The organism is Nodularia sp. UHCC 0506 (assembly GCF_034931045.1).
In the GTDB taxonomy this organism is placed as follows: domain Bacteria; phylum Cyanobacteriota; class Cyanobacteriia; order Cyanobacteriales; family Nostocaceae; genus Nodularia.
Genome location: NZ_JAYGHH010000053.1, coordinates 29,446 through 40,527 on the forward strand (window position 1 = coordinate 29,446; position 11,082 = coordinate 40,527).

At 41.5% G+C, this 11,082-nt stretch carries 12 protein-coding genes; 9 read left to right on the forward strand and 3 right to left on the reverse strand.

Translation table 11 applies throughout. The features are described 5' to 3' along the window. Positions 1–165: 165 nt before the first annotated feature. Positions 166–1,185: a sucrase ferredoxin gene (locus VB654_RS21540; protein ID WP_323215844.1), complete on the forward strand. Its 1,020-nt coding sequence runs from the start codon at positions 166–168 to the stop codon at positions 1,183–1,185. A 170-nt stretch (positions 1,186–1,355) separates the two neighbouring features. Here the strand turns inward: VB654_RS21540 and VB654_RS21545 are convergent, their stop codons facing one another. Then, entirely contained in the window at positions 1,356–2,714 is a 1,359-nt protein-coding gene (locus VB654_RS21545; protein WP_323215845.1) for an aminopeptidase P family protein, read from the reverse strand. A 144-nt stretch (positions 2,715–2,858) separates the two neighbouring features. Here VB654_RS21545 and VB654_RS21550 point away from each other — a divergent pair, with 144 nt between their 5' ends. Further along, positions 2,859–3,656: a PhzF family phenazine biosynthesis protein gene (locus VB654_RS21550; RefSeq protein WP_323215846.1), complete on the forward strand. Its 798-nt coding sequence runs from the start codon at positions 2,859–2,861 to the stop codon at positions 3,654–3,656. On the opposite strand, the gene VB654_RS21555 is transcribed toward VB654_RS21550, so the two are convergent. Continuing rightward, a complete protein-coding gene (locus VB654_RS21555; protein WP_323215847.1) occupies positions 3,653–4,111 on the reverse strand; it encodes a DUF29 domain-containing protein in 459 nt (152 codons plus the stop codon). The two genes, VB654_RS21550 and VB654_RS21555, sit on opposite strands and share 4 nt — an antisense overlap. A gap of 128 nt (positions 4,112–4,239) precedes the next feature. Between VB654_RS21555 and VB654_RS21560 the strand changes: the two genes are divergently transcribed. Continuing rightward, positions 4,240–4,689 (forward strand): DUF4332 domain-containing protein, encoded by a 450-nt coding sequence (locus VB654_RS21560; protein ID WP_323215848.1) that lies wholly within the window; start codon positions 4,240–4,242, stop codon positions 4,687–4,689. Positions 4,690–4,704: 15 nt separating this feature from the next. Here VB654_RS21560 and VB654_RS21565 read toward each other — a convergent pair whose 3' ends face one another. Then, a complete protein-coding gene (locus VB654_RS21565; protein ID WP_323215849.1) occupies positions 4,705–5,319 on the reverse strand; it encodes a TetR/AcrR family transcriptional regulator in 615 nt (204 codons plus the stop codon). A 151-nt stretch (positions 5,320–5,470) separates the two neighbouring features. Here VB654_RS21565 and VB654_RS21570 point away from each other — a divergent pair, with 151 nt between their 5' ends. The 6 genes from VB654_RS21570 (at position 5,471) to VB654_RS21595 (ending at position 10,760) form a co-directional block, all read left to right on the forward strand. Beyond that, complete coding sequence (locus VB654_RS21570; protein WP_323215850.1) at positions 5,471–7,099, forward strand: pitrilysin family protein; 1,629 nt, start codon at positions 5,471–5,473, stop codon at positions 7,097–7,099. Positions 7,100–7,156: 57 nt separating this feature from the next. Further along, positions 7,157–8,650, forward strand: coding sequence for a pitrilysin family protein (locus VB654_RS21575; RefSeq protein ID WP_323215851.1), 1,494 nt, complete (start codon positions 7,157–7,159; stop codon positions 8,648–8,650). A gap of 246 nt (positions 8,651–8,896) precedes the next feature. Continuing rightward, positions 8,897–9,157, forward strand: a complete 261-nt coding sequence (locus VB654_RS21580) for a hypothetical protein (protein WP_323215852.1) — start codon at positions 8,897–8,899, stop codon at positions 9,155–9,157. Between the two features lie 531 nt (positions 9,158–9,688). Beyond that, positions 9,689–9,940 carry a hypothetical protein gene (locus VB654_RS21585; protein WP_323215853.1) on the forward strand — a complete coding sequence of 84 codons (252 nt, stop codon included), beginning with the start codon at positions 9,689–9,691 and terminating at the stop codon, positions 9,938–9,940. A 173-nt stretch (positions 9,941–10,113) separates the two neighbouring features. Further along, positions 10,114–10,350: a hypothetical protein gene (locus VB654_RS21590; RefSeq protein ID WP_323215854.1), complete on the forward strand. Its 237-nt coding sequence runs from the start codon at positions 10,114–10,116 to the stop codon at positions 10,348–10,350. Positions 10,351–10,511: 161 nt separating this feature from the next. Then, positions 10,512–10,760 (forward strand): hypothetical protein, encoded by a 249-nt coding sequence (locus tag VB654_RS21595; RefSeq protein WP_323215855.1) that lies wholly within the window; start codon positions 10,512–10,514, stop codon positions 10,758–10,760. Positions 10,761–11,082 lie beyond the last annotated feature (322 nt).

Sequence of the window (11,082 nt, forward strand, 5' to 3'; positions counted from 1 at the left end):
TAAATATCAATACATTCTTAACCATCCTTTATGGCTCCAATTAAATGCAGTTCAGTCAGGCAAAGTCTATGAGGTAGGTGATGATTATTGGCACGGTGGCAGCTACATCGCCGCCAATCTCATTCTTGATGATTTGTTTAAATATTTAGTGAAGTAATCATCAATATGTCAACCAACGAAACTCGCAATAATTGTCGTTTTTGTTCCGAGATTTCCCAAACTAACGGTGAAGACACCATTGGTTCTGCTATAGCAGTAACACAATATTTAATTATTGAAGCTGCACAACCTTGGCCAGATAACTTCTGGATTGAACCTGACCCCATGCGACAGGGTTTATTAGCAGCATTAAACTTTGTTTGTGAAGATAGTAGAAAAATTCGAGTCATAGCGATAGCTCCGCTAAGCCCTAGGGCTATCGCACCAGATAAAGAATACTCCCATCCAGGTTACACTCGTGTAATCTACTATCGCCGACCAGCAAAGTTTTTTGCTCAATTTGAGAAACAAGAATTTATCGTACCTCATGCTTTACTGGGTTCTTTGGCATTAGCTTTAGTCAAAAATCCCGAAGAATTACCAAATTTTAATCAATATCGCCAACAAACAAACCACTTTCGAGAATTACTTGTTTGCACCGACGGTAAAGTGGATGTGGCTTGTAGTAGATTTGGTTATCCAATTTATCAAAAATTGCGTTCTGAATACGCTGCTGCAAATAACAGTAACTTACGTTTTTGGCGATGTAGTCATTTTGGTGGACATCAGTTTGCACCTACCTTACTTGATTTACCTCAAGGACAATACTGGGGTCGTTTACAGCCAAAAATTTTAGATTTATTAGTCAGACGTAATTGTTCAGTCAAAGAACTATATCCATACTATCGAGGCTGGGCTGGTTTACCCAAATTTGCACAAATCGCCGAACGAGAAATCTGGATGCTTGAAGGTTGGAAATGGCTGGAATATCACAAAGCCGGTCAAGTTTTAGCAAGTGATGAAATTAACGAAGAATGGGCTGATGTTCGCATTGATTACACCACAGCCGATGGAAATATTAGCAGTGCATATCAAGCCAGGGTCGAGGCCAAAGGCTCAGTCATGACAGCGTGGAACTCAGGAGCAAATCCTACATTAGAGGAAGTCAAGCAGTATCAAGTCCGTAATTTAGTGAAATTGGCATGATCAAAATTGGATTACGGCAATACGGGAATTTACTTATATTGCTGCCAATCTCGTTTTGGATTACTTGTTTAAAGTGTGGCAGTGCGGATCAGCATCAGCTTGATTATCCATGCTTGAAAATTGAATTTTCGCGAATTTCTGTCAGCGTTGCATCTGCCAAAAGAAGTTTCCTAATTTAAATATAAATCTTCTATGGCACTGGCTGAATTTGGTAAAGCATCTGTTAAAACTTCGCTGCCTTCTTGAGTAACTAAAACATCATCTTCTATACGTATTCCCCGCACGTCGGCAAATTCAGCTAAACGCTGCCAATTCACGACATTTTTATATTTTGAGCGCACGTTAGGATCATTTAAAATTGCTGGAACTTGATAAAATCCTGGTTCAATTGTGACTAACATTCCTGGGCGTAAGGGACGATTTAACCGCAGATAACCCAAACCAAAGCGCGAACTTCTAGTTCTTCCCTCTTCATAACCTGCTAAATCACCTAAATCTTCCATATCATGGACATCTAAACCCAATAAATGACCAATTCCATGAGGGAAAAATAACGCATGGGCATCCATTTCTACTAAATCTTGGGGATTACCTTGTAAAATGCCTAAATTAACCAAACCTTCAGCGATGACTGTAGCGGCTAATAAATGAATATCTCCATACTCCACACCAGGGCTGATTTTGGCAATGCAAGCATCATGAGCCGCCAGGACTACATCATAAATATCTCTTTGGGTAGATGAAAACTTACCAGATACAGGCCAGGTGCGGGTAACATCAGCAGCCCAACCCATTGCGGTTTCTGCACCGACATCAGCCAGAATTAAATCACCTGGTTGCAGTGGATGGTGATAATGTTCGTTATGCAAAACTTCGCCGTGGACGGTGACAATACTGTTGTAGGAAGTGGTCATATTCTCACCGATAATCACCGCTTCCATCGCTGCACGGACTTCTGCTTCTAGTTTGGCTTGGGATGTCGCTGCTATCCCGGCTTTGTGTGCTGCAACTGTTACAGCCGCAGCTTTTCGCAATTCCATTAATGCGTCTGCGTCATGGGTGAGACGGAGGGAAATGATCGCTTTGGCTAATTCTAAGTCAATTCCTTGGGGCGGTTGTTGTGGTAATATCCATCTATTTAATAACTGTGTTTGCTGTGTCCAAGTAGCGGCATTCTGGACGGGAATTGTGGCTACACCTTCTAGATATGATTCTAATTCTGCCATTGGTCGGGCTGTATCTGCGCCTATTTTCTCGGCTATGTCTTCACGGGTGGGCATTTCTCCATGCCATAGGGCGCTGCTGGGTGTGGGATTATCTATGAATAGTTCTAGTTTGCCTGCTTCTAGGCGAATGGCGGCGTTTGGTAATGGTAGTCCGGCGAAGTAGAGGAAATGGCTACTGGCGCGAAAGGGGTAGACGTTGGCGGGGAAGTTGCGGGGATTGGTGTTTCCTGACCATAGGATGGCGGGAAAGTTGATGAGGTTGGCTAGTTTTTGTCGGCGGTGGTGTAAGGTTTGTTTGAGCATGATTAAACGCAGAGGGGAGGGGAACGAACCGCAAAGAACGCAAAGTACACAAAGAAAGAAAGAAAGAAAGAAAGAAAGAAAGAAAAATTTAGCGCAACTTTACATAGAAATGGTATTACTTAATTTTAATTTGAGGTTGAGGTTATGGGATTGGTGATTTTTCAGGTTGATGCTTTTACTAATAGTTGTTTTGCGGGAAATCCGGCGGCTGTTTGTGTTTTGTCTGAGTGTCGGGATGATGCTTGGATGCAAAATGTGGCGCAGGAGATGAATTTGTCGGAGACGGCTTTTTTGCTGCGACAGGATGATGGTTTTAGTTTGCGTTGGTTTACTCCGACGGTGGAAGTTCCTCTGTGTGGTCATGCAACTTTGGCAAGCGCTCATGTTCTTTGGTCTGAGGGGTATTTGTTAGCTGATGAGGTTGCCCGTTTTTATACTAAAAGTGGTGTTTTGATTGCTAAATGTCTGGGTGCGTGGATTGAGTTAGATTTTCCGGTGAATTTATCTCAGGAAACAGTCGCACCTGGGGAATTAAGCGAGGCTTTGGGTGTTCGTTGTCAGTCTGTGCTGCAAAATTCTCTGGGTTATTTAGTCGAGGTGGAGTATGAGGATTTGGTACGAGAAATGCAGCCGAATTTTCAGCAGTTAAAAAAATTACCTGTGGCTGATGTGATTGTGACTAGCCAAGCTGATGCAGATTCTGAATATGATTTTGTTTCTCGGTTTTTTGCACCGGGATTAGGTATAGATGAAGACCCTGTGACTGGGGCGGCTCATTGTTGTCTGGCGGCTTTCTGGCGCGATCGCCTGCATAAAGATGAGTTTTTGGCGTTTCAAGCCTCTCGGCGTGGTGGAGTGGTGAAGGTGCGCTATTCAGGAGGCGATCGCGTGTTGCTCTCAGGACAAGCAGTAACTGTAATGCGGGGTGAATTATTTACTTAAGCTGCATCTGGCAAAAACTCAGTATCCAGAATTTGGTCAATGGTATAAGGACATTCCACGGGAAATTTACTCTGTGGTAGTTGCGTTTCATTCATAGCAGCTTTGCGTCCCCGACTGTATGACTCTGCTAAAACCTCTTGCGGATATGATTTGAGGCTGGGACTATCTTGCAATAAATCTGCTATGCGGTAACGTTGCTCATCAATAGTATTTTGCCGAGAGCCACTGCGTAAAGTAGACTGATATTGCCACTTGAGTAAGTGCTGTAATAAAACCTCCAAGCGACTTTTCAACTCTCGTCGTTCTGACCTGCCCAAGCTTTCAATTTCCTCAATTACTGCATCCCAATCTACCTGTGCGAATTGTGCAGCACGAATTAATTGGGCAGTCTGTTCTGTCCATGCTACAAAGTCTGTTTCATACAACTGGGCTAAAGTTTTTGGAGTTGGAGTCACGTCGCTTCGCTCCGAATTCAAAATTCAAAATTAACTTGTAGCCGTGGACTATCCCAAAATTATAATAACGTCAAACGCTGATAAAAAGAGTCACAATATTTAAATATTCTCATATCTCACTTTCCTAAATGCCCGCCAAACAGCCAAATACTAAAACTTCCATGACAGCTTGTGACTGGCCAATTGAGCAATTACCTGGATTAAATCAGGAAGAACAAGCCAAACTGCAAAATTGTGGAATTACAACCACAAAACAGCTAATTCAACGAGGAAAAACTGCTGAAACTAGGGTAAATTTAGCCAATAAATTACAAGTGAATCTGCAATATGTCAATAAATGGATCGTCTTAGCCGATTTAGCCCGTATTCCTGGTGTGGGACTAGAATATTGTGGGTTATTGCTACATTCTGGTATTGCTTCTGTAGCCCAACTAGCTCAGACACCCACCCATAGATTGCACCAACAAATTATGCGCCTACAGGTATCAACGATGCAGCGACGAGATTTGTGTCCCACCATTGATGTTGTACAACAATGGAGTCAACAAGCGAAAAGAGTGCTGAGTGCTGAGTGCTGAGTGGGGATTAATTGTTTATTCTTTGGCTAAGACTCCATTGAGAAAGATATCAGCTAATCCTTCTGCCATTTGTTGCATTTCTTGGGGTGAAGCGTCTGGAGCCATGAGAGTATTGTTAGAGAATCCAGCGATCGCAAACATTCCCAAAAACACCTTAGCCACTAATTTGGCATCAGTTTGGCGATAAATGCCCTTATCCATCGCACTTTGAAAGAAAGCCTCGGCTACATCGGTCATTTTACCAATCACTTCTTCTTGAATGCGATCGCGCAAATCTGGATGAAACTGCACCTCCATAAAACAAACCTTCATTAAATCGACATTTTTGTGTAAATTCCACATCCGGCGGCGCATCACCTGAGCGATCGCCTTATAACTACCCATTTCACTCAACTCTGTGAGCAAATCTGTGAGAATATCCACCCAGCCACTAGTAGCTACTTCCACTAAAATAGATTTTTTATTAGAAAAATAACGGAACAAAGTGCCTTCAGCAACACCTGCTGCTTGAGCTAAATCGCGGGTGGTAGTGCCATCAAATCCCTTAGAGGCAAACAATTTCTGTGCCGCCTGTAAAATGCGGGTACGTGTTTGTGCTTCTGAAGGCGCTGGTGAATTAAAAACTCGCATAACAATTATTGTGTAATCTTCGGAACGCAACTTGTATCATTATTGTCTAATGTCAGGTACAAAAAACACAGAAAGCTTAATACAAGGTTAACGCCTTGTTTGCTAACTAACATATTTCTCAGGTAGTGGAGCTTTATTTTTGTTGTCGCTTATGAATCAGCCCAGGCATTCAATTTTGGATTGGTCAAATCAAGTAACTATCACATTGCGTCGGCTTTCGACCATTTTGATGGTAATCGTAATTTGTTGGTCAGGGTTACTTCCAGACATAGCTCTGGCTCAAACTCAAACTGCAAATCCTCTGCAAAGAATTCGGCAATTTCGTCAAACACCATCAAAAACAAGTTCAATTCAACCGTATTTAGATCGGGTAATTGAGCAGTTAACGGAGTTTCGCCTGGATAATGGGTTGAAATTCATCGTCTTGGAACGGCATCAAGCGCCTGTAGTTTCCTTTCTGACTTACGCTGATGTGGGTGGTGTGGATGAACCAGATGGTCAAACTGGTGTGGCACACTTTCTAGAGCATCTAGCATTTAAAGGCACAAAACGCATTGGGACAAAAGACTACGAAGCCGAAAAACTGTTACTAGAACGCTTAGAACAGTTAGATGCCCAAATTAGAACCGCAAAAGCCAATAATAAACAAGATGATCTGGCTCAATTGCAAACTGAGTTTAAGCAAGTAGAATCCCAAGCAGATGCGCTGGTTACACAAAACGAAATGGGGCAAATCGTCACCCAATCAGGTGGTGTGGGTTTAAATGCTACAACTTCCGCAGAAGCAACTAAATACTTTTACAGCTTCCCTGCTAATAAGTTGAAACTGTGGATGTCACTGGAATCAGAACGATTTTTAGAGCCTGTGGTGCGTCGGGAGTTTTACAAAGAAAAAGATGTCATTTTAGAAGAACGACGGATGCGGGTAGATAATTCTCCTATCGGGATGATGGTGGAGAATTTTCTTGATACTGCTTTTACCGTTCATCCCTACAAACGACCTGTGATTGGTTATGAAGAAGATATCCGCAATCTGACACCGGAGAATGTGCAAAATTTCTTTGATACTCACTATGTACCCAGTAATTTAACCATTGCTGTGGTTGGAGATGTTGACCCGGTGGAAGTGAAAAGATTGGCAAAAATTTATTTTGGCCGCTATCAAGACAAACCACAAGCAAAGTCCAATATTCCGGCTGAACCACCGCAAACACAAACACGAGAATTTACTCTAGAACTACCTTCTCAGCCTTGGTATTTAGAAGGCTATCACCGCCCATCAGTTAATCATCCTGATAATGCTGTGTATGAAATTATTGCGGGTTTATTAAGTAATGGGCGCACATCACGGTTGTACAAATCTTTGGTAGAACAGCAGCGTTTAGCATTAAATGCTCAGGGTTTTAGTGGTTTTCCCGGAGATAAGTACTCAAACCTAATGTTATTTTATGCTCTGACTGCTCCTGGTCACACGGTGGATGAAGTAGCGACCGCTTTACGTCAAGAAGTCGAAAAACTGAAAACGGAACCTGTAGCGGCGGCTGACTTGCAACGGGTGAAAACCCAAGCACGGGCGAGTTTGTTACGTAGTCTCAATTCCAATATGGGTATGGCGCAGCAGTTATTGGAAGCAGAAGTTAAAACTGGTTCTTGGCGGAATTTGTTTAAGCAGTTAGATAACATTTCGGGGGTAACAACTGCGGATATTCAACGAGTAGCTAAGGCGACTTTTACAGCAGAAAATCGCACCATTGGCAAGTTGTTGTCAAAACAAGGATAAGAGATGAACCGCACAGACACAGAGGACAGGTTGAGTAAGAGGCAGATGGGATTAAGAATGTTCAATTTAAAATTGACACTGGGCAAGAAGAAGGGGTTATTTTATAGTTTGATTCTGGCTGTTGCCTGTGTACTGATTAGTTTTAACTTTTCTTTGGCAGCGACAGCAGCAGCCAAACATTACACCGAGTTGGAACTGCCACCTTTACCTGAGATTAATTTACCGCAAAATGAGCGCTTTGTTCTCAAAAACGGTTTGGTTGTGTATTTGATGGAGGATCATGATTTACCGTTGGTGAATGGTACGGCTTTGATTCGGACAGGCGATCGCTTAGAACCAGCAGATAAAATTGGGTTGGCTGGTTTTACTGGTGCGGTAATGCGGAGTGGGGGAACTCAAAAGCATTCGGCGGATCAGATCAATCAGATATTGGAACAACGCGCCGCCAGTGTGGAAACTGGTATTGGTGAAGCTTTTGGTAGTGCTAGTTTTGAATCTCTGACTGAAGATTTAGAAACGGTGTTTGATTTATTTGCTCAAGTGCTGAGAGAGCCTGCATTTGACCAAAAACAGTTAGATTTAGCAAAAATTCAGGCTAGGGGTGGTATCGCTCGACGTAATGATGATCCAGACGATATTGCTAGGCGGGAATTTCAGAAGTTAATTTATGGCAAAGATAGCCCCTATGCTCGTACAACTGAGTATACGACGCTGGATAATATTTCTCGTGAGGATTTGGTTCAGTTTTACCAGGAATATTTTCATCCCAATAACATGATTTTGGGGATTGTGGGGGATTTTGAGCCGCAGAAAATGCGATCGCTCATAGAAGCTAAGTTTGGCGATTGGCAACCCCACCCCCAAATGACTCAACCCCAGTTATTAGAGGTAAAGCCAGCGAATACAGGAGGCGTATTTTTTGTCAATCAACCACAACTAACTCAGAGTAGTGTGTTAATGGGGCATATTGGTGGTAAGTTTGACGATCCTGATTATGCCGCCTTGGATGTCTTGAATGGCGTATTAAATGGATTTGGTGGACGCTTATTAAACGAAGTGCGATCGCGCCAAGGATTAGCTTACTCTGTATATGGCTACTGGAGTCCCCGCTTCGACTACCCAGGAATATTTATCGCCGGCGGACAAACGCGATCGGATGCTACAGTCCAGTTTGTTCAAGCCTTACAGAATGAAATCAAGCGTATCCAAGCTGAACCCGTGACAGCACAGGAACTAGCCTTTGCGAAAGAGTCCACCCTCAACTCCTTTGTCTTCAACTTTCAAAACCCGGCTCAAACCTTATCAAGATTGATGCGATACGAATATTACAACTATCCAGCTGATTTCTTATTTCGCTATCAAAAAGCTGTAGCAGCCACAACAGAAGCTGATGTGCAACGGGTAGCACGAGAATACCTCAAACCAGAACAACTAGTAACTTTAATAGTGGGGAATCAGACCGCCATTCAACCGCCATTAACAAAATTAGCTACATCAGTAACGCCTATAGATGTAACCATTCCCAGTTCACAATCACAGGCGCAGAACTAAAGCTTATATAGAGACGTGATGTATCGCGTCTCTATCTCTATGGAAAAAAATCAACATAAAAAACTGTTAATGCTATAAAACAACTCTTTATAAGACACAATCACTTGAGTTTTGTCTATAAAATTACCAAAATGTATTGATTTTTTTTAAGCAAATTGCACAATATAAATGGTGAATTATAATTTTGAAGCTTAATTTTTCTAGGTCGTATTGAGTTTCACTGTAATTATTTAGGAAGTTAATAACATGGCAAGGATAGAACTTGATAACCTATACTCTAGCAATGCTCAACAGCTTTTTCAGGAAATAACAGAAGGAGAAATGAAAACGGTGGAGGGAAGCGAAGGAAGCACAGTCACGTCAGGTATCAACGATGTGAATGAACAATCTTTAGTCAATACGTTAGATCAAAATATAGATAATCTTCTATTTCACTTACGAACCCAAATGGGTGTAGTGATTCTTGGTGCTAGAAATCAATTCAACCAAGGATTTAATGCTTTTTAATTATTTTTCAAATTCTAATATTCCCCTTTTTTGAGCTTTATTCACTTAAATATAGCCTTTACTAATCATATAAGGTACATCATAGCCCCCTCCTCCTCGCTTGCGGGGGTTGGGGGTGGGGTTCTTGTACCTCAGCAGACTAGGAAACGCTATAGGCAATATTTTTGAGATAAATTGGAATAAATTGAGATAAAAAATTATATATAGGACTTACACAACGAGGTTCAAATCCCCGATTTCTTGAAGAAGTCGGGGATTTAATATTTAGCCGTGAAAACGTGGGTTGGAATTATCGCAATCAACCTGAGCAAGCATTTAAATAAGTAGTTAATGGCAAATAAAAAACATAATTATTCAAATAAAATTGATATTTCTAGAAAGACACAACTCTTGAATATATGTCCTTTTTAACATGGTTTTAGCCTTGACTTTCTAATTTTCAATCAATAAAAATAGCAGTAACAGTTAAGCAAACACAGCTTGATTGCTTACTGATTTCATTTACCAGCGACAAATGCTTGAGGAGCTAATATGGCAAACATCAAATTGTCTGAACTAAATGCTACTGGGTCTGAATTATTCCTAGATTCTGAGAGTTTTCTCAATGAATTGAACGAAGTTGATTCAATTACCGGTGGTAGTACCTCTGGTCAAGGTTATGGCCACGGCTATGAAAGAGTCAGTGGTATTTCAACACTAACTAAATTAGCCGAGGCATTTGTCACGGTCTATGCAATTGGTCATGTTACCGAGTTAGCCAAGTCATTCAGCCACGGATACTAATGGCTTCAGGTAACTAGTAAGCTATCAGGCTCTTGCGGATTAAAGCTAATAAGTAATCTATGTAATTAACATGGACTTTCTTAATTATCAATAATCCCTGAGAGCCAATCAGCTTCAACAATTTTCTGTCAACTTGCTTAATTGCCACAAGACAAGACTGTTAGGAGTAAATCATGGCTAATATTACACTGTCTGAACTACACGCTGCTGGTTCTGAATTATTTAACGATTCGGAAAGTTTCTTGAATGAATTCAGCGATGTAGACTCAATTTCCGGTGGACAAGCTGGCTATGCGGGAGGAGTTAGCAACCCCGCAACATTAATGAAGCTAGCTGAGGCATTTGTATATGTATATGCCATTGGTCACGTGACCGTGTTAGCCAAATCATTCAGCGCCAGTAAAATTTAATGGTTCTGGATTACTACAGAGCTTGATGGTTTTCCAGGGATTAAAGGTAAAAAGCTATCTATGTGAATCACATGAGCTTTGGTTATTACCAATTATCCCTGTGGTCTAGCTAAATCTAAGCAATTTTCAGTTCATTACAACAAGTCTTTTAGGAGAAAATCATGGCAAATATTACACTGTCCGAACTACACGCTGCTGGTTCTGAATTGTTTCAAGATTCTGAAAGTTTTCTGAATGAATTCAGCGATGTAGATTCCATCTCCGGTGGTCAAATTGGATACGGTGGTGGATTAGGCGCTCAAGTTGCTGTTAGTGATCCTACGACACTAACTAAGCTCGCTGGCGCATTTGTGACTGTATATGCCATTGGTCACGTAACTGTGTTAGCCAAGTCATTTAGTGGCATTTAGTGACGTTGGATAACGGCTGAAATTGATGGCTCTTTAGGAATTAAAGGTAAAAACTAATTTATGTGATTACCAATAATTCCTAAGAGCCGACTAGACACCATCTTGATCTTCACTGAAACTAACAAGTCTTCACAAGTTCACAAGTTCACAAGTCTTTTAGGAGTACATCATGGCTAATATCACTCTCTCTGAATTACACGCTGCTGGTTCGGAACTATTCAACGATTCGGAAAGTTTCTTGAATGAACTCAGCGATGTTGATTCCATCTCTGGTGGAGCAGTTGCTGCTGTAGGTGCAACCTATGCCGCCAGCAATCCTTTG

Coding starts and splice junctions, on each gene's coding strand:
- VB654_RS21595 (WP_323215855.1), top strand. CDS start 10,512: ATGGCAAATATTACACTGTCCGAACTACACGCTGCTGGTTCTGAATTG.
- VB654_RS21545 (WP_323215845.1), bottom strand. CDS start 2,714: ATGCTCAAACAAACCTTACACCACCGCCGACAAAAACTAGCCAACCTC.
- VB654_RS21540 (WP_323215844.1), top strand. CDS start 166: ATGTCAACCAACGAAACTCGCAATAATTGTCGTTTTTGTTCCGAGATT.
- VB654_RS21565 (WP_323215849.1), bottom strand. CDS start 5,319: ATGCGAGTTTTTAATTCACCAGCGCCTTCAGAAGCACAAACACGTACC.
- VB654_RS21585 (WP_323215853.1), top strand. CDS start 9,689: ATGGCAAACATCAAATTGTCTGAACTAAATGCTACTGGGTCTGAATTA.
- VB654_RS21560 (WP_323215848.1), top strand. CDS start 4,240: ATGCCCGCCAAACAGCCAAATACTAAAACTTCCATGACAGCTTGTGAC.
- VB654_RS21575 (WP_323215851.1), top strand. CDS start 7,157: ATGTTCAATTTAAAATTGACACTGGGCAAGAAGAAGGGGTTATTTTAT.
- VB654_RS21580 (WP_323215852.1), top strand. CDS start 8,897: ATGGCAAGGATAGAACTTGATAACCTATACTCTAGCAATGCTCAACAG.
- VB654_RS21590 (WP_323215854.1), top strand. CDS start 10,114: ATGGCTAATATTACACTGTCTGAACTACACGCTGCTGGTTCTGAATTA.
- VB654_RS21550 (WP_323215846.1), top strand. CDS start 2,859: ATGGGATTGGTGATTTTTCAGGTTGATGCTTTTACTAATAGTTGTTTT.
- VB654_RS21570 (WP_323215850.1), top strand. CDS start 5,471: ATGAATCAGCCCAGGCATTCAATTTTGGATTGGTCAAATCAAGTAACT.